The sequence below is a fragment of the Nakamurella sp. PAMC28650 genome, from assembly GCF_014303395.1.
Classification (GTDB): Bacteria; Actinomycetota; Actinomycetes; order Mycobacteriales; family Nakamurellaceae; genus Nakamurella.
Map to the genome: position 1 here is coordinate 5602240 of NZ_CP060298.1, position 21556 is coordinate 5623795.

The 21556-nt window shown below is 68.4% G+C and carries 19 protein-coding genes; 8 read left to right on the plus strand and 11 right to left on the minus strand.

What is annotated here, in order from left to right; translation table 11 throughout:
- Positions 1-93 precede the first annotated feature (93 nt).
- A complete protein-coding gene (efeU, locus tag H7F38_RS25220; RefSeq protein WP_187092289.1) occupies positions 94-1770 on the minus strand; it encodes an iron uptake transporter permease EfeU in 1677 nt (558 codons plus the stop codon).
- Positions 1771-2069: 299 nt separating this feature from the next.
- Here efeU and H7F38_RS25225 point away from each other — a divergent pair, with 299 nt between their 5' ends.
- Both H7F38_RS25225 and H7F38_RS25230 read left to right on the plus strand, forming a co-directional pair.
- Entirely contained in the window at positions 2070-2642 is a 573-nt protein-coding gene (locus tag H7F38_RS25225; RefSeq protein WP_187092290.1) for a peptide deformylase, read from the plus strand.
- Positions 2643-2734: 92 nt separating this feature from the next.
- A complete protein-coding gene (locus tag H7F38_RS25230; protein WP_222618326.1) occupies positions 2735-5050 on the plus strand; it encodes a bifunctional alpha,alpha-trehalose-phosphate synthase (UDP-forming)/trehalose-phosphatase in 2316 nt (771 codons plus the stop codon).
- 118 nt (positions 5051-5168) lie between these two features.
- On the opposite strand, the gene H7F38_RS25235 is transcribed toward H7F38_RS25230, so the two are convergent.
- Entirely contained in the window at positions 5169-6245 is a 1077-nt protein-coding gene (locus tag H7F38_RS25235; RefSeq protein WP_187092291.1) for a LacI family DNA-binding transcriptional regulator, read from the minus strand.
- Positions 6246-6543: 298 nt separating this feature from the next.
- On the opposite strand from H7F38_RS25235, the gene H7F38_RS25240 reads away from it, so the two are divergent.
- Positions 6544-7668: an ABC transporter ATP-binding protein gene (locus H7F38_RS25240; RefSeq protein ID WP_187092292.1), complete on the plus strand. Its 1125-nt coding sequence runs from the start codon at positions 6544-6546 to the stop codon at positions 7666-7668.
- 92 nt (positions 7669-7760) lie between these two features.
- On the opposite strand, the gene H7F38_RS25245 is transcribed toward H7F38_RS25240, so the two are convergent.
- Together H7F38_RS25245 and H7F38_RS25250 are read right to left on the minus strand one after the other, a co-directional pair.
- A complete protein-coding gene (locus tag H7F38_RS25245; RefSeq protein WP_187092293.1) occupies positions 7761-8786 on the minus strand; it encodes an ABC transporter permease subunit in 1026 nt (341 codons plus the stop codon).
- Positions 8783-9757, minus strand: a complete 975-nt coding sequence (locus H7F38_RS25250; protein WP_187092294.1) for an ABC transporter ATP-binding protein — start codon at positions 9755-9757, stop codon at positions 8783-8785. The genes H7F38_RS25245 and H7F38_RS25250 overlap by 4 nt, the downstream gene beginning before the upstream one ends.
- A gap of 173 nt (positions 9758-9930) precedes the next feature.
- Here H7F38_RS25250 and H7F38_RS25255 point away from each other — a divergent pair, with 173 nt between their 5' ends.
- Positions 9931-10434, plus strand: a complete 504-nt coding sequence (locus H7F38_RS25255) for a hypothetical protein (protein WP_187092295.1) — start codon at positions 9931-9933, stop codon at positions 10432-10434.
- 10 nt (positions 10435-10444) lie between these two features.
- Here the strand turns inward: H7F38_RS25255 and H7F38_RS25260 are convergent, their stop codons facing one another.
- From H7F38_RS25260 to H7F38_RS25275, 4 genes are all read right to left on the minus strand, one after another.
- Positions 10445-11332, minus strand: a complete 888-nt coding sequence (locus tag H7F38_RS25260; RefSeq protein WP_187092296.1) for a metal ABC transporter permease — start codon at positions 11330-11332, stop codon at positions 10445-10447.
- Positions 11329-12204 carry a metal ABC transporter ATP-binding protein gene (locus H7F38_RS25265; protein WP_187092297.1) on the minus strand — a complete coding sequence of 292 codons (876 nt, stop codon included), beginning with the start codon at positions 12202-12204 and terminating at the stop codon, positions 11329-11331. Before H7F38_RS25265 ends, H7F38_RS25260 begins: the two co-directional genes overlap by 4 nt.
- Before the next feature lie 19 nt (positions 12205-12223).
- Positions 12224-13132: a metal ABC transporter solute-binding protein, Zn/Mn family gene (locus H7F38_RS25270; protein ID WP_187092298.1), complete on the minus strand. Its 909-nt coding sequence runs from the start codon at positions 13130-13132 to the stop codon at positions 12224-12226.
- A 255-nt stretch (positions 13133-13387) separates the two neighbouring features.
- A complete protein-coding gene (locus tag H7F38_RS25275) occupies positions 13388-13531 on the minus strand; it encodes a hypothetical protein (protein ID WP_187092299.1) in 144 nt (47 codons plus the stop codon).
- 271 nt (positions 13532-13802) lie between these two features.
- Between H7F38_RS25275 and H7F38_RS25280 the strand changes: the two genes are divergently transcribed.
- Entirely contained in the window at positions 13803-14537 is a 735-nt protein-coding gene (locus H7F38_RS25280; RefSeq protein WP_187092300.1) for a tyrosine-protein phosphatase, read from the plus strand.
- Positions 14538-14587: 50 nt separating this feature from the next.
- Here H7F38_RS25280 and rlmB read toward each other — a convergent pair whose 3' ends face one another.
- Both rlmB and cysS read right to left on the minus strand, forming a co-directional pair.
- A complete protein-coding gene (gene rlmB, locus H7F38_RS25285) occupies positions 14588-15589 on the minus strand; it encodes a 23S rRNA (guanosine(2251)-2'-O)-methyltransferase RlmB (RefSeq protein WP_187092301.1) in 1002 nt (333 codons plus the stop codon).
- Positions 15590-15703: 114 nt separating this feature from the next.
- Positions 15704-17095, minus strand: a complete 1392-nt coding sequence (gene cysS, locus H7F38_RS25290) for a cysteine--tRNA ligase (protein WP_187092302.1) — start codon at positions 17093-17095, stop codon at positions 15704-15706.
- A gap of 410 nt (positions 17096-17505) precedes the next feature.
- Between cysS and H7F38_RS25295 the strand changes: the two genes are divergently transcribed.
- The 3 genes from H7F38_RS25295 (at position 17506) to H7F38_RS25305 (ending at position 21058) form a co-directional block, all read left to right on the plus strand.
- Positions 17506-18903 carry an extracellular solute-binding protein gene (locus H7F38_RS25295; RefSeq protein ID WP_187092303.1) on the plus strand — a complete coding sequence of 466 codons (1398 nt, stop codon included), beginning with the start codon at positions 17506-17508 and terminating at the stop codon, positions 18901-18903.
- Between the two features lie 318 nt (positions 18904-19221).
- The gene (locus tag H7F38_RS25300) at positions 19222-20172 is read left to right on the plus strand and encodes a carbohydrate ABC transporter permease (RefSeq protein WP_187092304.1); all 951 of its coding nucleotides are present in this window, start codon (positions 19222-19224) and stop codon (positions 20170-20172) included.
- A 139-nt stretch (positions 20173-20311) separates the two neighbouring features.
- Entirely contained in the window at positions 20312-21058 is a 747-nt protein-coding gene (locus H7F38_RS25305) for a carbohydrate ABC transporter permease (RefSeq protein ID WP_187094989.1), read from the plus strand.
- A 233-nt stretch (positions 21059-21291) separates the two neighbouring features.
- Here the strand turns inward: H7F38_RS25305 and H7F38_RS25310 are convergent, their stop codons facing one another.
- Complete coding sequence (locus tag H7F38_RS25310) at positions 21292-21543, minus strand: ferrous iron transport protein A (protein WP_222618329.1); 252 nt, start codon at positions 21541-21543, stop codon at positions 21292-21294.
- Positions 21544-21556: the final 13 nt, after the last annotated feature.

Sequence of the window (21556 nt, forward strand, 5' to 3'; positions counted from 1 at the left end):
AAGGGCAACGCCCTTGGTCTGGGACAGGGGAATCGCTGCGGGGCAATCAGTGCGGGGAATCGGTGTAGGAAAATCACTGCAGGGAAGGCAGTCTCAGGTCGAACGGGACCCGGGGCCGCCGGGTCTCGAGGGCAGCGGGGTCAGGCTCTCGTGCTCGCCGACCGCCGTCGGGAGGACCGGCGCCACGATTTTTCGTTTGCGACGCATCAGATGCGGCGCCGCGAGCGCCAGCAGGATCAGGGCGAAGATGCTGAGCAGGCCGGGAATCACCTGTCCGAGGACCTGATGATCTCCGCGCCGATCGCCGGTCTCGGCGGCCGCTGCGATCTGACCGGCCACGGCGTACGGCGTCGTCGCGAAATCGACGGTCCGCACGATGCCCGCGGGAAAGCGCTCACCCGCCTGATCGGTCACCACGACGGTCCGCACCGAGGTGACGGAGAGGTCGACGACGGTGCCGGTCGACGGGTCGATCGTCACCGTCGGGGTGACGGAATCGGCATAGGAGGCGCTCACCCGAACATTCCCACTGCCGTTGGCGGACAACCCGATCGGCAGTCGCCCGGCACCCAGGGCGGCGACCTGCGCGAGCGTGAGCGTGGTCGGAAGTCCGGCACCGGCGGCATCGACCGGCAGGGTGACCTGACGGCCCACGTACTGCGCGGCCGGGAGCCCACCCACCACGTCGTGGCCGGACAGCTGAAGCGGGGAGGTAACGGTGAGAGCACCGCCCAACGTCACGGCGGCGTTCCCGGCGGCCAGCGCCGTGCTGACGGCACCGGTTCCACCGACCTTGGCCAGGTCCGCACCGGTGACCGGATCGATACCCGTCGTGACCGTGGTGACCGCCAGCGATGCCGATGTGCTCGCAGGCGAGGACGGCGCCAGCGCGACGAGTCCGGCCGCCAGCACCGGTGCGAGCGCCGCAGTGCCGGCCAACGCACGGCCCAGGATGCGCCCGGTCAGCGCGCGCCGGGCGGGCCACAGCACGACGGCCAGCATCGGCACCAGATAGAGGAGGTAGGCGACCACCTCGACGACCGGCATGGTGGAACGGATGCCCAGCACTCCGGTCAGCAGCGATTCCTGGACGGTGCCGGGCCGCGCGATCAGCGACAGCGAGACAGCGTGCTGCTGGCCGATGGTCAGCCAGCCGGCCTCGTACGCGGCGCGCAGAGTGCTCATCACCAGTCCGGCGGCCACCAACACCAGCACCACCCCGGTGATGCGGAAGAACTTCGACAGGTCGAGCTTCACGCCGCCGCGGTAGATCAGGTAGCCGAGCCCGACCGCGAGCAGCACCCCGAGCGACGCACCGGTGGCGGCCTGCGCCGGGGAGACCGCGGACTGGAAGGCCGCCAGCAGGAAGACGGCAGTCTCGAAGCCTTCGCGGAACACCGCGAGGAAGGCCATCACGACCAGCGCGGTGGCCGAACCGCTGGCCAGCGCACCACCGGCGGCCTGCTGCAGGTCGGCCTTGAGGCTGCGGGAATGCGCCCGCATCCACAGCACCATGTAGGACACCATCACCACCGCGATGGCGGCGACCACGCATTCCAACATCTCCTGCTGGCGCTGGGGCAGTGCGGAGTTCACGCTCTGCAGCGCCACTCCGACGGCCAGGCAGAGCACCACCGCCACGACCACGCCGGCCCACATCCTGCGCAGCGCGTCCGAGCGGCCGTTCTGCTTCAGGAACGCGGCGATGATGCCGACGATCAACGCCGCCTCGAGGCCCTCCCGCAGCCCGATGACGAAGGTGGCGAGCATCGTGACCTCCAGGGTTCGGTGTTCGGCGCCGCGCAGTGGCCTGCAGAACTGCAGCCTGCAGCCTGCAGGGCGGGGCAGAACGGCACTTCATTTGGTAAGGCTGACCTATCTAGGCCAGGACGCTACACCCCCATCACCCGATTCCGAACCCTGAGCAGCTGATCAGGGGTTTGATCGTGGGCCGCCGGTGATCTGCCTCGTCACAAAGACAGGTAAGGATTGGCTACATCAATCGGGAAGAGCCCGCCCGAGGCGACAGACAGATCAACCCCTTGTCGGCCCACCCGTAATATTGCGCGGTGACCATCCACCCCATCGTCATCCTCGGCGATCCTGTTCTGCATCGGCCGACGACACCCGTCACCGTGTTCGACGAGGACCTGGCGACGTTCGTCGATGACCTCTTCGAGACCAACACCGCCGCCAACGGCGCCGGGCTGGCCGCGAACCAGGTGGGCGACGACCGGCGGGTCTTCATCTACGACTGTCCGGACGATTCCGGGACGCGACGTCGAGGCTACGTCGTGAACCCGACCATCGAGACGTCGCCGGTGCCGGAGACGATGCCGGATCCCGACGACGACTACGAGGGCTGTCTGTCCGTTCCGGGGGAGAACTTCCCGACGGGCCGGGCCGATTGGGCCAAGGTCACCGGTGTCGACGCCGTGGGCCAACCCGTGGAGGTCGAGGGGACCGGCTTCTTCGCCCGCTGCCTCCAGCACGAGACCGATCACCTGGATGGACTGCTCTACCTGGATCGACTCGTCGGCCGGAACGCGCGGGCGGCCAGGAAGATGATCAAGGCGAACGGCTGGGGAGAACCTGGCCGTTCCTGGCTCCCCGGGCGTGATGCCGACCCGTTCGGCCACTGACGACCCGACCGCGTCCCCGGCCATCGCCTCCGGCGGGTCCGGGTCACCGGTGTCACGCGGGTCACATCCGTCCCCCCACGTAAGGTGACCTTGTGCCCCGGACAGATTCGATCACCTCCGAGCCCTCGATCGAGGGTCGGACGCAGTCGGACCCGGCCCCGGACGCGCCCTCGACCAACCAGGCCTCGATGGTCGTGCTGGCCAATCGCCTGCCGTTCGATCTGGAGCAGCAGCCGGACGGCAGCACGAAGGCCCGGCAGGCACCAGGTGGCCTCGTCACCGCACTCGCGCCCATCCTGTCCCGCCGCGAGGGGGCGTGGATCGGCTGGCCGGGAAGTCCGGACACGGAACTGGAACCGACGACCACCGACGGCCTGACGCTGGAGCCGATCTCGCTGACCTCGACCGAGGTGGACGAGTACTACGAGGGCTTCTCCAACGCCACCCTGTGGCCGCTCTACCACGATGCCGTGGCCCCCTCGGAATTCCATCGCCCCTGGTGGGACGCCTACCGGACGGTCAACGACCGGTTCGCCCGGCGCGCCGCCGAGGTGGCCGCCCCCGGTGCCACCGTCTGGATCCACGACTACCAGCTGCAGCTGGTCCCGCAGATGCTGCGCCGGCTGCGCCCTGATGTCCGGATCGGCTTCTTCCTGCACATCCCGTTTCCGCCGGCCGAGCTGTTCAACCGCCTCCCCTGGCGGCGCCAGATCATGGCCGGACTGCTCGGCGCGGACCTGATCGGCTTCCAGCTCCCCGGCGGTACCCGCAACTTCGTGCGGCTGGCCAAATCCCTGCTCGACGTGCCCACCAGCGGCGGGCTGCTCAACTACGACGGACGCAACATCAAGGTCGGGGCGTTTCCGATCTCGATCGATTCGGCCGCCCAATCGGCGCTCGCTGCGACGCCGGAGGTCCACCAGGCGGCCAGGAAGCTGAGAGCCGACCTGGGAAACCCGGCCAAGATCATCCTCGGCGTCGACCGCCTCGACTACACCAAGGGTATCGACGTCCGGCTTCGCGCCTTCCGCGAACTGCTGGCCGAGAAGGACCCGTCGGTCGACGACGCGGTGATGATCCAGATCGCGACGCCCAGCCGCGAACGCCTCCACTCCTACATCCGGATGCGTGAGGGGATCGAGCGGCAGGTCGGTTCGCTGAACGGCGATTTCGGCCGGATCGGGCGGCCCGCGGTGCACTACCTGCACCAGTCGCTGCCCCGGGAGGAGCTGGCTGCCTTCTACGTCGCCGCCGACGTGATGACGGTGACGCCGCTGCGGGACGGGATGAACCTGGTCGCCAAGGAGTACGTCGCCTGCCGGGTCGACGGTGGCGGCACCCTGCTGCTCAGTGAGTTCACCGGCGCAGCAAGGGAACTCCGCGCCGCGCTGCAGGTCAATCCGTACGACACCGACGGCGTGAAGGACGGCCTGCGCGCGGCACTGAACATGACCTCGGTCGCGTCGCGTCGCCAGATGCGGTCACTGCGCCGTCAGGTGCTCACCCACGACGTCGACCGGTGGGCGGAGGCCTTCCTGTCGGCGCTGGAGGGGACCCGGGATCACTCCGCGGATGCCCGGAACCGTTTGCCCACCGAGGTTCTCGAAGCGTTGACCAAGATCTCCGAGACAGAGAGGCTACTGGTCGGGACCGACTTCGACGGCACGCTCGCGCCGATCGTGGACGACCCGGCCGCAGCGCGCGCGCTACCGGAGGCCCTGGAGGCACTGCGGTCGCTGTCCACGATCCCGGGCACCGTGGTGGCCGTCGTCTCCGGTCGCGGTCTTGCCGACCTGCGGATGCTGCTCGGCGAGACCGACCACATGCAGTTGGTGGGCAGCCACGGCGCCGAGGTGTCCTCGATGAGCACCGACGGTTCGCAGAACCCCGAACACACCGGGCGCAGCGAACTCTCGGCCACCGCGGCCACCCGGCTGTCCGCACTGCGACGGGCACTGCAGAGCATCACCAGCCAGTACGCCGGCGTCAACCTCGAGGCGAAGCCGACCGGTGTGGCCGTGCATCTGCGGGGGGCCGATCCGGACGACGCCAAGGCCGTCACCAAGGCGATCGAGCAGGACCCGGCCACCTGGTCCGGCGTTCATCTGCTGCGCGCCAAGATGGTGCTGGAACTGACCGTGGTGGCCACAGACAAGGGTCGGGCCCTGCAACATCTGGCCCGCGAGAACCACTGCACCGGAATCATCTTCATCGGCGACGACATCACGGACGAGAACGCCTTCCTGGCGCTGGGCCCGGATGACGTCGGCGTCAAGGTCGGCAGCGGCGCCACGGCGGCCGATGTGCGCATCGCCGATCCGGCCAGGGTCGCCGACCTGCTCCACGTCCTGGACGCGACGCGCCGTCGTGGGCGCGGGCGGATCTCCAAGGACGCTTCCCGCACCTGACTCCCCTGCCCCGGCTGCGCCCGCCCGGTCCGGCCCGCTGCCGGGCTCCCCCTGCCCGAGTGCCCCGCGGCCGGGCTCCCCCTGCGTGCGTCGGCGACAGGCACACCAGCGGCCCCGGCTACAGGCGCGGCGGGCCGGTGGTGATGCCGGGCAGGAACGTGGTGGGCAGGACGACCCGCCGGCCCTGCGCGCTGCGCGCCGGATCCAGCAGCATGCGTCCGGCCTGTCGACCCTTCTCCCCCACGGGTTGTTCCACGGTGGTCAGACCGGCGTCCAGCGCCGCCCTGATCCCGTCGAAGCCGGCCACCGAGACGTCGTCGGGTACCCGCTGCCGCCGCCTGGCGAGTTCGTCCATCGCCCCGAGGGCGAGCACGTCCGAGGTGGCGATCAGTGCCGTGATCCCCGGATCCAGCGAAAGGACCTGGGCCGCACCGGATGCACCCGAGGCCAGCGAGTGCTCGAACCGTTCGACCACCGGGATCCGGTCCCACGCGACGCCGGCCGCGATGAAACCGTCGCGCAAACCCGCCAGCCGGTTCCGTTGCACGTGATAGTGGGCGGCCTGCTGACGGGCGAGATCGACTGCACCGTCACGGTTCGCCCGACCGAGCCGCATGCAGATCACCCCCACCCTGCGGTGACCGAGTGCGATCAGATGGTCGGCGATCCCCCGGGCCGCCGCGCGGTCGTCGATGCCGACGAGGTCCGCGCCCTCGACAGCGGGCTGATCGCAGATGACGGCGGGTACCGGCCGGGCCAGCACGGCCGCCAGGTGGGGATCGTCGTCCGGCATCGAGTAGGCGATGAAACCGTCGACGGCGGCGCTGGAGACGGCCATCGTGTCGTCGGAGTCCGGCCGGGCGGGCACCAGGAGCAGTCCGACCCTGGCGTGGTCGCACTCGAGCGTCAGACCCTCGAGGAAGGCGACCGCGGCCGGATCCCGGAAGGCGTAGGAGATCTGCTCGGTCAGCAGGAGCCCGATCGCGCCCGCCTTGCGGGTCCGCAACGAGCGGGCCACCGGGTCGGGACCCGGATATCCGAGCCGCCGCGCCGCGTCCATCACACGGGTGCGCAACTGGGGCGAGAGCTGGTCCGGACGGTTGTAGGCATTGGACACCGTGGTCCGGGAGATGCCGAGTTCGGCCGCGAGCGAGGCCAGGGTGGCCGGAGGCCTCGACCGCGACGAGCGTTCCATGCAAGCACGTTAGCCGCCCGGCCCGTTCGGTCGGCAATCCCGGGCCCTCCACCGGCCCATCACCTGGACGCAGAAGGGCGATTCAGGTGGACAATCGGTGGCCTTCGACCAAAAGGGTGAATATTCGGACACTCGGAAAGCGCTTACCAAGATCGCTTTGCACGCAGTCCTCGAGCCGCTACCGTGGATTTGACCACCGGGCCGGACTTCCGGCCGTGGCTCACCTGCACCACCCGTCACCTGCACCACCCAACGGACCGCCCGCGAGCGCCGGGCCGAACGGAAGAAGGAACGATCCATGGCAGACGTCAAGTACGACGAAGCTTCCCGTGTCTACCCAGGCAGCCCGCCCGTGCGCGCCGTCGACAAGCTGACGCTGGATATCGCCGACGGCGAGTTCCTCGTCCTCGTCGGCCCGTCCGGCTCCGGCAAGTCGACCGCGCTGCGCATGCTGGCCGGCCTCGAGGACATCAACGAGGGACGCATCCTCATCGGTGGCCGCGACGTCACCAACGTCCCCCCGAAGAACCGTGACATCGCGATGGTCTTCCAGTCCTACGCGCTGTACCCGCACATGACGGTCGCCGAGAACATGGGCTTCGCGCTCAAGCTCCGCGGCGTCAACAAGACCGAGATCGCCGCCAAGGTGCGCGAGGCCGCCGGTCTGCTGGATCTGGAGAAGTACCTCGACCGCAAGCCCAAGGCTCTGTCCGGTGGGCAGCGCCAGAGGGTCGCCATGGGCCGGGCCATCGTCCGCGAGCCCTCCGTCTTCCTGATGGACGAGCCGCTGTCGAACCTGGACGCCAAGCTGCGGGTCGAGACCCGCGCCAACATCGCCGGCCTGCAGGCCCGCCTCGGCACCACGACCGTCTACGTCACGCACGACCAGGTCGAGGCCATGACGATGGGCCACCGCGTCGCGGTGCTGGCCCCCGGTGGCGTCCTGCAGCAGTGCGACACCCCCCGCGAGCTGTACGACCGCCCGAAGAACGTCTTCGTCGCGGGCTTCATCGGATCCCCGTCGATGAACCTGATCGACTCGACCCTGACTCCCGAGGGCGTCAAGTTCGGCGACATCATCGTTCCCCTCACCCGGGAACAGCTGGCCGAAGCCTCGAGCAAGGGCATCTCGAACGTCGTCCTGGGTGTCCGCCCGGAGAACCTGACCCTGTCCGACGTGGGCATGTCGATCACCGTCTCGGTGGTCGAGGAGCTGGGCGCGGAGTCCTTCGTGCACGGCACCAACGCCCAGGGTGACCGCTTCGTCGTCCGGGCCGAGGCCCGTACCCACCCGTCGGTGGGTGGCGTCATCAAGGCGTCTGTCACCGACTCGCTGCACATCCACGTCTTCGACAAGTCCACCGGCCTGCGGCTGGACAGTTCGGCCGCGGTTCCGGCCGACGCCGTCAGCTTCGGCAAGTAGCTCTCGCTCGCAGGGTTCGACGGGCGGTCCGGGATTCCGGGCCGCCCGTCGTGCTGTCCGGGGACCGGTGTCACGACCGAACGGCTGACGGATCAGGCGATGTCGCGGCGCCGGAACAGCGCGATCGACACGGCTGCGACCACCAGCGCGTAGATCATCATGGTGACCCCGCCGTGCAGGTTCGACACGTGAATCTCCTGCGGCCGAACGAATCCGGACCTCTGGTCGTAGACCTGGTCGCCGAAGACGGTCAACCCGCCCTTGTTCACCCAGGCGATCAGGCTGGTGGTGAACTGGTAGGGCTGGAGCGACGGACTGATCGCCCGCAGCACGCTCTCCACCACCGCGAGGTACACGAACGCGACCCCGAGCGCCGCAGCGGTGTTCTTGATCAGGTTCGCCAATCCGAAGCCGATCAGCACCACCGGAACGACGACCAACGCCGCCCGGATCTGCACGCGCAGCACATCCGGCCAGAACTGCGCGGCCTCTGCGCCGAGACTGGAGACGGCAAGGCCGCGAGAACTGAGCAGCAGACGGGCGGTCACCGCCCAGAGCAGCTGCGCCACGACGGACAGCGCCAGCACGACGGCCGACACGGCCAGCAGTTTGGCTCCCATCAACCTCAGCCGGCGAGGCTCGTAGAACAGCAGGGCGACTATGTTCTTGCTGGACCATTCCGCGCCGACGAAGGTGGCCGCCAGCATGAACCCGGCCAGTGCCACCGCGGCCGCGACCGCGAGCGCGTAGGGCTGCACGAGCGCTGGCCGGAACGGGTTGTTCGAGAGGAATTGATCGACCGGGAACTGGTCGGCGGTCGGGACGGTGCCGCACTGCTGACCGGTGTTGCCCGCCACCTTCAGGCACTCGGCTGTCGACTGCGCGATCTGGGTGATCTGCTGGTCCCGCTGCGCGGTGGCCTGGGCGACATCGGCTGCGGTGACACGGGAATGGGTCTGCCACAGGAAGGCGACGGCGATCAGGTAGCCGATCACGCTGAGGACGAGCAGGACCTTGGTGAACCGCCGCAGACCCAGCCGTAGAAACTCCACGACGAGCAACCGCCCGAAGGTGGGGACTGCGGTCCGGTCGCCTCTGGCCGCCAGGGTCGCCGTCATCGGCCGACCGGTTCCGGGTCGAGGGCAGGCCCGGGTGTTCCGGTGGTCCCGGCGGTCAGCCCGGAACCGTCGGCGGTCAGATCCAGGAAGACACTCTCCAGATCGGCGGCGATCGGACTGAGTTCACGCAGGAACAGGCCGCTCTCGCTGAGCACCCTGGTCACCTGGGCCGGATCACCGACGCCGCCGACCCGCAGGCCGTCCTCCAGCACCGTGACGGTGAATCCCGCACGCTGCAACACATCCGACCCGGTCGAGGGATCGGCCAGCCGTACCCGGACGTCACCGGTGGTGCTGGTGGCCAGCAACTCCGTCACCGACCCGGAAGCGATCACCCGCCCGTGGGACATGATGGCCACCCGGTCGCAGACCTGCTGCACCTCCCCGAGTTGATGCGAGGACAGCAGCACCGTCACGCCGATCGTGCCCAGGTGCTTGATCAACTCGCGCACCTCCCGGATCCCGGCGGCGTCCAGACCGTTGCCCGGCTCGTCCAGGATCAGAAGTTCGGGGTTCTTCAACAGGGCCGCGGCAATGCCGAGCCGCTGCTTCATCCCCAGCGAGTACCCCTTGACCCGGTCGTCGGCGCGGCCCCGGAGGTCGACCAGTTCGAGCATCTCGTCGATCCGGGTCCTCGGAATGTCGGAGGCACGGGCCAGCAGGGCCAGATTTACCCGACCCGAGAAATTGGGAAAGAACAGCGGCGTCTCCACCAACGCTCCCACCCGGCCCATCACGAGCGGAAGTTGTGCCGGAACGGAGCGACCGAGCATCCGCAGGCTGCCGGAGTCGGGGCGGACCAGACCCAGCAGCAGTCGGATCGTGGTCGTCTTGCCGGAGCCGTTGGGACCGAGGAAGCCGAACACCCCACCGGCCTCGACCGTCAGGTCCAGGCCCTGCACGGCACGCTCGGGTGGCTTGCGCCATCGGCGATATGTCTTGTGTGCATTGGTGATCTCGATGACGGCCACGTGGACCCCTTCCCCTTGCCGAGCACTATGCCGCACCACGGTGGGGATCCGGTGCAGAGCGCGCTCGGCAATCGGAGGAATCGGGGCGGCGGTCTCGGCTACCGTGGTCGTCGTGCTCGCGGACCGACCCCCGCAGTTTCACCGGTGTCGCCCACTTCCGGCACGGATACGCAGTGCATCAGGTCGATGCCCTGGTGTCCCGGGTCCGGGTCCGGGTCCGGGCCCACCTCCGCGTCGCGGCATCCGGGGGATCCACCGGGACCGACCCGGACGCGTTCACGCCGACGAGGGCAGATTTGGACCCCGGCCTGCTGCAGGGCATGGCCGGCGGCTACCGGCACGACGAGGTCGAGAAGTACGTCGCCCAGGCCCCGGAAACGATCGCGCCCGCCGACCACGACCGGGCTGCTGCGCTGGAACTGTTGTACCACCCGGTGTTTCGTCGACCCAGGTTCAACCGCCCCGGGTACGCCGAAGGCACCGTCGCTGCGGTCGTCGATTTGATCACCCGAGCATTGCGGGGCGAAGTGGAGATGGTCAGGAAACAGTTCGAGGACATCCATCTGTCGGAGATGCAGGTGTACCACTGCACCTGGGACCGGGACGAGGTGGATGCCTACCTCCGGGCGGTGGGTGCCGAACTGGATCGTCGAACCGCCGGCTCCCCGGATTCGTAGGGAGCCAGGTTCACGCCTCGGAAGCCGCAGGTTCGGCCATCGGCCGGCGGGACCACCCCCGCCGCGACAGGACCGACCCGATCACCCGACAGATGCAGTAGATGGCAAACGAGACGGTGGTGACGTAGGGGCTGATCGGGACGCTGGCCCCCAGCGCCAGCAGGATGCCTCCGACCACCGCCGTCACCGCAAAGATCATCGACAGCACCGGAACCCAGAGGCCGGAGGCCGTCACCCGCATCGCCGCAGCAGCCGGCGTCACCAGCAGGGCCAGCACGAGAAGCGCGCCGACCACCTGGACCGACATCGCCACCGTGAGGCCGAGGACGATCATGAAGATCGGCGACAGGGCCCGGACCGGAACGCCTCGGGCGGCGGCGATCTCGGGATCGACCGTCGCGAACATCAACGGACGCCACAGAACGGCCAGCGAGATCAGCACGATGCTCGAGATCACCGACAGCCACACCAGTTGCGGACTGTCCACGGCGACGATCTGGCCGAGGAGTGCACCGAACCTGTTGGCCGACCGTCCCGTGTACAGCGAGAGGAACAGCACGCCGAGACCGAGGCCGAACGGCATGAGCACGCCGATCACCGAGGACCGCTCGCGCGCCCTGACGCCCAGCAGGCCGAAGATGAGCGCGGCGAGCAGGCTTCCGACGACCGACCCGGCCACCACGTCGACCCCGAGCAGCAGCGCCAACGACGCTCCGGCGAAGGACAACTCACTGATCCCGTGGACGGCGAAGGTGAGATCGCGCAACATCACGAAGACGCCGATCAGACCGCCGACCAGTCCGAGGACGGCACCAGCGATCAAGGAGTTGCGTTCCAGCGCGATCAGCTCGCCGTAGTTCGCGAAGTCGAACATCCGGTCCCAGATGCTCGGAGTCATCTCGACCACCCGGAAGTTGCCGCCGGGTCGTGCCGACCGTGGTCATGCGTCCCGTGCGCACCGTGGTCGTCCGTCGACTGGTGCAGTCCGGCCGTCATGTCGTTGGCGGCGACCACCACCAACCGACCGTGCGCGGAGATCACGTCGACGGGGGCGTCGTACAGGGCGGACAACGAATCGGACGTCATCACCTCCTGCGGCGTACCCAGCCGGAACCGCCCACCGGCCAGATAGAGCACCTGGTCCACGTACTGCAGGATCGGGTTGATCTCGTGCGTCACGAAGATGACGGCGGTGCCGTGCTCGCGGCGCCGCCGGTCGATCAGGGCGGCTACCTCCTGCTGATGTCGAAGATCAAGCGCTGCAAGGGGTTCGTCGCAGATCAGCAGGGCGGGGTCACACGCCAGCGCCTCGGCGATCCGGATGCGCTGCAATTCACCGCCGGACAACATCGACACCGGCGCATCGGCGAATTCGGTGGCGCCGACCGCAGCCAGCATCTCGTCGATCGTTTCCCGCATCGCGCGCCGGCGCGCTCCGAACAGGATCGGCAGGCCCCAACGGTGCCCGTCCAGCCCCATTCGGACAACGTCCCTGGCCTTGACCATGGTCCCCGGGTCGATGCCGACCCGCTGTGGCACGTAGCCCACGACGTCACTGCCGCGCCGCACCGGGGACCCGGCGATGCGGGCGGTCCCGGCGCCCAGATGTTGCTCGCCGAGCAGCACCTTGAGCAGGCTGGTCTTGCCGGCGCCGTTGGCGCCCAGCACCGCGACGAACTGGCCGGCCTCCACCGTCAGGTCGAGGTCCGACCACAGCGTCCTGGCGCCGTACCCCAGGCTCGCGCTGGTCAGTTCGACGACGGGGGTCATCGCGAACTCCCGCGCGGCGTCACGCGCCGACCGCCTTGGCGATCGCATCCAGGTTCATGCTCATCCAGCTGAGGTAATCGGTTCCGCTGGGCAGCGTCTCGGTCACCGGCACCACCGCGATGCCGTTGGCCTTGGCCGCCGCCAGCACCCGGTCGGTCTGCGGGCCGGTGGTCTGCTCGTTGTAGACCAGCGCCTTCACCTGCTTGCCGGTGAACAGGGCCATCGTCTGGGCGACCACGGCGGCCGGTGCGTCGTTGGCGCCCTCGATGGCCTTGCTGAACGCCGCCGGCGTCTTGTTGACCAGGCCAGAGGCGGTGATCATGTAGAGGGGCACCGGTTCGGTGATCGCCACGCCGACGCCCGCGCTCCTGGCCTTGATGTCCGCCTCGCGCTGCTGCAGTGCGGCCACCTTGGACACGAAGGTGTTGGTGTTCGCGGCGAAGGTACCGGAGTCGGTCGGGTCGGCCGCCGCCAGGGCCGTCTCGATCTGCTGGGCAACCTGCTGCGCCGTCGGCAGGTCGTACCAGACGTGCTCGTTGAGTTCCTGACCTGCGGTCGCGACATGCCCGGAGATCTTGACCGCGTTCAGCACGGTGCCCTTGGCGCTCGCCGAGCTGATCATCCTGTCGACGAAATCGTCGTAGCCGCCACCGTTCTCGACGATCAGCCTGGCCTTGGAGATGGCCAGCTGGTTCTGGGCGCTCGCTTCGTAGGAATGGGGGTCGGCCGACGGATCGGAGATGATCGAGGTGACGGTGACCTTGTCCCCACCGATGGCCGAGACGATGCTCCCCCACACGTCGGTGGAGGCGACGACCGCGACGGTCCCCGACGATGCGGACGACGGGTTGGACGAGCCGCAGGCGGCGAGCGCGGTGGTCGCCGCCAACAGCACCCCGAGCCCGACCCTGGTGAAGTTGCGTTTCATGGTGCGTCTCCTGCTGCGTGACTGCATTTGATAATCGTTCTCATATCGTAAACCACGCGGGAGGCGATCGGTGACGCGGACCGGCACGGCCCCTGCAGTCACCGGCTGCGGCCGGCGAGACCTTGGCGACAGGGTCGAGTGTGGTGGCGATGCGCGAAGCGGGCCGGGCGGAAAGGTTCAGGCGGGTGCCATCACCGCCGTCTACCGGCGCGGGTTGCTGCCGCCCGGCCGGGGCCGGTGGGCGGCGCCCGGCCGTCAGCCCGTGACGTCGGTGAGCGTCTCGGTGGTGTGGGTTCCGCCCTGATTCAGCACCAGCGGGATCGATTGGCCGTCCGCCGCCCAGTTGCCGAACTGCAGGCTGGCGTCGTCACCGGCCGCCAGGTCGATCCCCATGGACACGAATTGGCTCCCGGATTCAGACAAGATGTCGCAATGTGCAACGAATGGTCACAGGGAACATAAGGGGCAATCTAACCCATTGTCAACGACTGCATACAAAACGTGAGATTCTGCAGGTGTCCGGGAAGGGGACCGACCCGGACCAAGACCCGCCTGCCGACCTGGCGGTGACCTCTCGGCGGCGGCCACCGCAGGACCCCGCCGCAGCCCCGCCGGATCGGGCAGGGTCTACTGGACCGCGGATGTGATCGGCCGCTCGTCAGGAGAAGCAATGGCGTTGTTGAACTTTCGGGATGTTGCGACGGCGGGCCCCGGTCCGCTGGTGCCCGGTCGCCTCTTCCGGGCCGCGCAGCCCTACTACCTGGACGAGGACGACCTGGCCGTCGTGCAGGACGCGGGCATCCGCACCATCGTCGACCTGCGCGAACCCCACGAGCAGGTGCCTCCGGACTGGGCGCCGGTCGAGGCCTTGGGCGTCCGGATCGTCAGGGTGCCGGTCGCCGACCAGATCCTGCCGTCGGCCGACGAGGGCGCGCCACCACGTGGGGCGCGGCTGCACTCGGACTCGGTACCGGAGGGGCACCGGATCCTGGCCGACTTCTACCGGGCCATCCTGGACCGGGCCGGGACCCGGCTCGGGGAGTTCGTCGCCGCCGTCGCCGACGGTGGGCCGGTGCTGGTGCACTGCGCAGCCGGGAAGGACAGGACCGGCACGACCGTGGCGTTGTTGCTCGACCTGATCGGCACGGACCACGAAGTCATCGTCGCGGATTTCCTGCTCACCAACGCTGCGGTGCCGGCCGTGATCGCCCAGCTGACCGGGCAGGTCAGCCCGGAGCGCAGACGCGACCCGTCGACGATCCCGCCCGGCATCGGCGACGCACCGGAGTCAGCGATCCGGGCCACGTTGGCGCACCTGACCGAGCTCGGCGGGGCTGCCGCTCTGCTCCGCCGCACCACCGACCAGGCCACCCTCGACCGGGCGATCGCGGCCCTGACCACCTGACCGCCCGACCACCTGACGGCCCGACCGGCCGGGCAGGTCCCCGCGGGTTGCTACCGCTGGTGACCGCTGCGGGGTGCCACCGTGGGTTCCAGCGCCCGGCGGCGGCGAGCGACCTCCGCCAGCACCACACCGGTCGCCACCGAGGCGTTCAGCGATTCCACCGTGCGCGCCATCGGGATGGAGACGGTGACGTCGCAGACGGTGCGGGTGAGCCGGGCGAGCCCCCGACCCTCGGAGCCGATCACCAGCACCAGGGGTCCGGTGGCCAGGTCGAAGTCGTCGGTGTCCACCGTGCCGTCCGCGTCGAGGCCGGCGATCATCAGTCCCGCAGCGGCGTAGTCCTTCAGGGTGCGGACCAGATTGGTGCAGCGGGCCACCCTGATCCGGGCCGCGGTCCCGGCGGAGGTGCGCCACGCCGAGGCCGTGACGCCGGCCGAGCGGCGTTCGGGGATGAGCACTCCGTGCGCGCCGAACGCCGCAGCCGAACGGATGATCGCGCCGAGGTTCCGAGGATCGGTGACCCCGTCCACCGCGATGATCAGGGCGGGCCGACCGGAGTCCTTGGCCCGGGCCAGGAGATCGTCCGGGTGGGCGTAGTCGTAGGGCGGCACCTGCAGTGCCAGTCCCTGGTGGATGGCGTTGCCCGTCAGGCGATCCATCTCCGGACGCGAGATGTCCAGCAGGGCGATGCCCTTGTTGCCCGCTAGGGCGACCGCCTCCGCCGTTCGCTCGTCAACCGAGATACCCTGCGCCACATAGAGTGCCATCGCCGGGACGCCGGCTCGGAGGGCTTCGACGACCGGGTTGCGTCCGACCACCGTCTCCGGCAGGTCACCCCGGTCCTTGCGCTGCGCACGACCCTGCGGGCCGGCCTCACGGCGCGCAGCCGCGGCGGCCTTTCGAGCAGCCGGGTGACCGGTGCGCTCCGCGGCGGGCGGCGTGGCCCCCCTGGGCTTGATGGCCCGGCGCGACTGACCTCCGGAGCCGACGACGGCACCCTTCTTCGTCCCTGTTTTGCGGACCGCCCCGCGACGCTGGGAATTTCCGGCCATGTCGGCGTCACCTCTTCTCTTCGTTCCATGGGTACTGGCTGCGTGGGTACTGCTGGATTCCTGTGGCGACGGGCGCACCGGGGCCGCAGTTCGCGGAACCGGGCCCGGCCGTGACTAGGGGTTGGTGACCGACCAGATCGGACCGTCGACCGTGTCCTCGATCGCAAAACCGGCCTGGGCCAGCGCGTTCCGGATGGAGTCTGCGGTGGCGAAGTCCTTGGCGGCGCGGGCGGTCGCCCGGTCGGCGAGCAACTGGGCGATCAGCTTGTCGGTGGCCGCGTGCAGACCATCGTCGCTGCCCGCATTCACCCAGGGGGCCTCGAACGGGTCGAGCCCCAGCACCGCCAGCATGCCGCGGATCTGTGCAGCCTCGGTCAGTGCGGCGCCATGATCCCCGGCCGCGAGGGCGGCGTTGCCGACCCGGACCCGGTCGTGGACGACCGCAAGAGCCCGCGGCACACCGAGGTCGTCGTCCATCGCCTCGACAAAAGCCGGCGGCAGGTCGCCGTGGCCCACCTTGCCGACCCGGTCGGCCACCCGCTGGAGGAATCCCTCGATGCCGGCGAGCGCTTTGGCCGCATCGTCCAGGGCCTTGCGGGAGTACTCGATCGAGGACCGGTAGTGGACGCTGAGCAGGTAGTACCGCAGCGCGATCGGCTTCGTGTGCTCGGTGATGGCCGGCAGGGAGAGCACGTTGCCGAGCGATTTGGACATCTTCTCGCCGGACATCGTCACCCAGTGCGAATGCATCCAGTAGCGGGCGAACCCGTCACCGACGCCGTGGGACTGCGCGGCCTCGTTCTCGTGGTGCGGAAAGATCAGATCCAGTCCGCCGCCGTGGATGTCGAAGTCGGCGCCGAGATAGTTGCGCGCCATCGCCGAGCACTCGATGTGCCAGCCGGGGCGTCCGGGGCCCCACGGCGACTCCCAGAACGGTTCGCCGGGTTTGGCCGCCTTCCACATCGTGAAGTCAGCGGCGTCCTTCTTCCCGGCGCCCTCGCTCTCGCCCTGCTGCATCTCGCCCAGCCGCTGGCCCGACAGGAAGCCGTAGTCGGCGTCGGAGCGCACCGCGAAGTACACGTCACCGGCCGCGCTGTAGGCCTTGCCCGCCTCGATCAGCTCCGCGATCATCCCGATGATCTGCGGGATGTGACCGGTGGCCCGTGGCTCGATGGAGGGTCGCAGGCAGCCGAGGGTGTCGTAGGCGTCCGAGAACGCACGCTCGTGCGTCGTGGCCCACTCCCACCACTGGCGACCGGCCTCGGCGGCCTTGGACAGGATCTTGTCGTCGATGTCCGTGACGTTCCGGACGTGGACGACCTCGTAGCCCGAGTGGGCGAGCCAGCGCCTCAGCACGTCGTAGACGACGCCGGCACCGCGCAGGTGGCCGATGTGCGGGTACCACTGCACCGTTGCGCCGCAGTTGTACAACGACACCACGCCCGGTCGCAGTGGCTCGAAGGGCCGCACCGCGCGGGTCGCCGTGTCGTACAGATGCAGGCTCACCCGAGCATGGTACGGGCCGGGCCCGCTGCCCCGCCTCCATCCGTGCCCATGGGGACGCCGTCCGTGCGGATGGGGACGCAGGCCGTGCGGACGCGGACGCAATCCGTGCGGACGCGAACGCGGGCACTGCATCGCCCCGGTGTCCGACTTGACCTGACGGGTCGTTCCTCGCAACGCTTCGGTCACAGCACCCGAACAGGTCTTGACGACGGGACGCTCATGCAACATGCTGCAACTATGTGATTGAGATTGCGTGTTTCAAGCACATTACGATCAGACTTCTGCATCAATTCAGATCCAGATCTTCTGTATCAATTCAGACCCAGAGCAGTTCGACCGGGCGCCACGCAAGTTCCCGGCGTCGAGGAGCGCCGCAGAGCGCTGGACGACCCAGACAACATGGAGGTGCTGTGAGGAAGTCCATTAAGCTGGTCGCCGTCACACTGGTCGGCGGCCTGGCCCTGGCGGCCTGCGGGTCGAGCTCGTCGACCGCGCCGGCGGCTTCGAGCGCGTCGGCGGCAGCGTCGTCGTCCTCGAGTCCGGCCCCGGCCGCCTCGTCGGCCCCGGCCGGATCGTCGGCCGCGGCATCATCGGTGGCCCCGTCATCCGTGGCCGCGTCGGCGGGGGGTAGCGGTCCGGCCGGCGACGCCGGCCTCAAGACCACGATCAGCATCCTGGCTCCCAGCTACACGGACACGTCGAAGTCGGACTGGGAAGCGATCATCAAGGGGTACAACGCCAAGTACCCCAACGTGACCGTCAAGCTGCAGATCGCCTCCTGGACCGGATTCACCGACGTGGTGCAGACCCGCATCCAGGGCAACGACACGCCGGACATCCTAAACGACAACAACTTCGCGGACTCGGCGAAGGCCAAGCTGCTGTACCCGATCACCGACGTGATGTCGCCGGCCACGTTCGCCACCATCGTGCCGAGTCTGGCCGCGAACGGCAAGGGCACCGACGGTACCCAGTGGGCTGCACCGGACATCGCCTCCGCTCGCATCATGCTCTACAACACGGCCCTGTTCGCCCAGGCCAAGATCACCGCGGCCCCCAAGACCTGGGACGAACTCCTCGCCGACAGCAAGAAGATCGCCGCCCTGGGCAATGGGATCTCGGGTTATGGCATGCCGATGGGCAAGGAAGAGGCCCAGGTCGAGTCCAGTCTCTGGATCTGGGGCAACAAGGGTGACTGGCTGTCCGGTACCAGCATCAAGGCGAACTCGGATGCGAACATCGCCGCGTTCAACGAGATGAAGACCTTCGTCGAAGCCAAGGCCACCCAGCCGAACCCCGGTTCCTCCAACCGGCAGGACGTCGCCGACCTGTTCAACCAGGGCAAGCTCGGGATGTACGTGACCCAGCCAGGTCTGGTCGCCGACATGGTCAAGAAGTTCCCGAACATCAAATGGGCCCTGGCCCCGGTGCCGTCCAAGGACGGTGCCACCCCGGTCGCTCTTGGCGTCACCGATTTCATCCTCGCCTTCAACAACAAGGATGCCAGCCGCAAGGCGGCCACCAAGGCCTTCCTGGACTACTTCTACCTGCCGGACGTCTACAACAAGTGGTCGGCAGCAACGGGTCTGCTACCGGTGACGACCGGTGCGATCAAGCTGCAGCAGGCCGCGACCCCGGCGAACAAGCCGTTCTACGACGCGCTCCCGACGGTCCGCTACCTGCCGCAGGGCAACCCGAAGTGGTCGGCCCTGCAGGATGCCCTGCAGGCCAACGGCGGCGGGATCGCCACGTCCGACGGCAAGACCACCCTGGACGCCATCCAGGCCCAGGTCGACGCCGCCGGCTGATACCACCGCATCGTCCCCGGCCGCGCACCCCGGTCAGCACCGAGCACCCCCCTGCTGCCGCGGGAGCACACCGCTCCCGCGGCAGCAGCGTGGATCTGCCGGGCTCTGCATGGATCCGGCCGGCTCTACCCGGTTCCGCCCGGGCCCTGCGTGGATCAACTTCGCTCGCATGGATCAACATGGCCCATTTGGGACTCGTGGGACAGAAGTCAACAAGTTCATCCATGCCTGCGAAGTTGATCCACGCCGGCCCGGGATCCGCAGCACCGATCCCGGCGCACCAACCCGGCCCCACCGGCCCCGTTCGAAAGGCCAGCGATGAGCACGACGGTGACCCCCACGATCGCCGCACCACCGGTGACCACCCAAGCCGAGGCCCCGAAGGCCCCCGGCCGCGGTCGACACATGCTGTCGGCCCTCCCGTGGCTGGCCCCGGCCCTGGTCCTGATCGTCGGGGTGGTGCTCTATCCCGCCGGCTACATGGTCTACACCGCTTTTCGCAGGGTCACCAAGGTCGGCACCGACACGGGCCCGGCCGGCTGGGCCAACTTCCGCCTGGCCCTCACCTTTCCCGGGGTCGACATCGGGCACGTGTTCGTCAACACCTTCGTCTGGGTGATCGTCGTCGTCACCTTCACGGTGGTCATCTCGCTCGGGCTGGCCCAATTCCTGAACAAGAACTTCCGCGGACGCAAGCTGGTGCGATTGGCTGTCATCGTGCCGTGGGCCGCCTCGGTGATCATGACGACGTCCGTCTTCCAGTACGGGCTCAACCCCGACTACGGAATCATCAACAAATTCCTGGTGGACATCGGCATCATTTCTGCTCCCTACGGCTTCACCCAGACCCAGGGGCCCGCCTTCATCGTGGCCATGGTCGTGGCGATCTTCGTCTCCCTGCCGTTCACCACCTACACGATTCTGGCCGGCCTGCAGGCTGTCCCGGGTGATGTGATCGAAGCGGCGCATGTCGACGGTGCCGGGGCGACGGCCCGCTACTTCCACATCGTGCTGCCAATTCTCCGGCCCGCCCTCGCAGTGGCGGTCCTGATCAACATCATCAACGTCTTCAACTCGTTGCCGATTCTCAAGGTGCTGACGGGTTCCCTGCCCGGGTACGGCTCCGACATCACCACGACGCTGATCTTCAAGTACAAGACCACCCTCGGACCCGGTGTCGCCTCGGCACTCTCGGTCGTCAACTTCCTGGTCTGCCTGGTGATCATCGCCATCTACCTCGTCGTCGTGAAGCCCACGAAGGAGCGTTGAGTTGACCGCCACCGTCGCGCCCGCAGGCAGCAGACCGAAGAAGCTTCGCAGTACCGGCGTGAACAAGCCGCCGAACAAATACGGCATCGTCGTCGGGTCGATCCTGATCGTGGCCGTCTTCATCGCGCCCTACCTCATCATGCTCGGCGGCTCGGTCAAGTCGCAGCCCGAGATCACCAAGATCCCGCCCCCCTATTTCGGCAACAGTTTCCTGATCAGCAACTACGTGACGATGTGGTCCTCCGACGTCGACCCGCTGTCCGGTCTGATCTCGACGGTCGTGATCTCGGTGTTCGCCACCCTGCTGGTCCTGGTGGCCGCGACCCCCGCTGCGTACTACCTGGCGCGCTTCCGCTTTCCCGGCCGACTGGCCTTCCTGCTGCTGGTGCTGATCACGCAGATGCTGCAGCCGACCGTGCTGGCCGTCGGCCTGTTCCGGGAGTTCCTGCAATTGGGTCTGAACGACACCTGGTTCGCGATGATCCTCGTGAACGGTGCATTCAACCTTGCGTTCGCGATCTGGATCATGCAGGCGTTCTTCGCCTCGGTTCCCAAGGAGGTCGACGAGGCCGCGGTCCTGGACGGTGCCTCGAAACTCCAGGTCCTGTTCAAGGTGTCGCTGCCGCTGGTCTGGCCCGGCATCGTCACCGCCATCATCTTCGTGTTCGTCTCCTCGTGGAACGAGTACGCCGCATCATCCGTGATCATGACGACGAATTCCAAGCAGCCGCTGACCGTCTCGCTGCCCCGGTTCTTCGGTCTCTACACCGCGGAGTGGCAGTACGTGTTCGGTGTCTCGATCGTCGCGATCGTCCCCGTCGTCGTCCTGTTCGCCTTCATCGAGAAGCGGCTGGTCGGCGGGTTGACCGCCGGCGCGGTCAAGTAACCACTGCCCCTGCATTGGCCTCACCACCCACCCTGGCGTGCTCCACATCGATGGGCCGGGGATCCGCCTGACGGTCACCCGGGTCGTCCACTACCGCGATCGAAGAAGGTCTGGGTCCCCGACTACGGGCGACGATCACCTTCGCTATCCACGGTTGCGCGTCGTTTCCACCGCCTCGCTTCCACCGGCAGGCGTCCACCGGTAGGCGTCCACCGACCGCTGGGTGACCGGGCTCAATCGTCCCGCCGGCCCGGTCGGCGCACCGGCGGTGGTGGGACTGCCTTTGCGGCCACGATGTTGGCCAGGACGACGGTGACGAGCACGCCGGACCGGGCGAGCACGTCGCATTCGGTCGCGGACATCCGGGTCAGCTCGCCGAGCACATCGGTGGCGCCGCCCGGGATTCGGTACCGCACGACGACCCTGCTCCCCAGCGGCAGCGACAGGAACGTCGCGCGCGATGTCGCCGGTGGCTGGTCGCTCACCGATCCAACACCG

Bases quoted from the DNA above. Each gene is read 5' to 3' on its own strand.
- efeU (WP_187092289.1), bottom strand. From the start codon at position 1,770: ATGCTCGCCACCTTCGTCATCGGGCTGCGGGAGGGCCTCGAGGCGGCG.
- H7F38_RS25235 (WP_187092291.1), bottom strand. From the start codon at position 6,245: ATGGAACGCTCGTCGCGGTCGAGGCCTCCGGCCACCCTGGCCTCGCTC.
- H7F38_RS25280 (WP_187092300.1), top strand. From the start codon at position 13,803: ATGGCGTTGTTGAACTTTCGGGATGTTGCGACGGCGGGCCCCGGTCCG.
- H7F38_RS25270 (WP_187092298.1), bottom strand. From the start codon at position 13,132: ATGAAACGCAACTTCACCAGGGTCGGGCTCGGGGTGCTGTTGGCGGCG.
- H7F38_RS25260 (WP_187092296.1), bottom strand. From the start codon at position 11,332: ATGACTCCGAGCATCTGGGACCGGATGTTCGACTTCGCGAACTACGGC.
- H7F38_RS25265 (WP_187092297.1), bottom strand. From the start codon at position 12,204: ATGACCCCCGTCGTCGAACTGACCAGCGCGAGCCTGGGGTACGGCGCC.
- H7F38_RS25245 (WP_187092293.1), bottom strand. From the start codon at position 8,786: ATGACGGCGACCCTGGCGGCCAGAGGCGACCGGACCGCAGTCCCCACC.
- H7F38_RS25240 (WP_187092292.1), top strand. From the start codon at position 6,544: ATGGCAGACGTCAAGTACGACGAAGCTTCCCGTGTCTACCCAGGCAGC.
- H7F38_RS25300 (WP_187092304.1), top strand. From the start codon at position 19,222: ATGAGCACGACGGTGACCCCCACGATCGCCGCACCACCGGTGACCACC.
- rlmB (WP_187092301.1), bottom strand. From the start codon at position 15,589: ATGGCCGGAAATTCCCAGCGTCGCGGGGCGGTCCGCAAAACAGGGACG.
- H7F38_RS25305 (WP_187094989.1), top strand. From the start codon at position 20,312: ATGCTCGGCGGCTCGGTCAAGTCGCAGCCCGAGATCACCAAGATCCCG.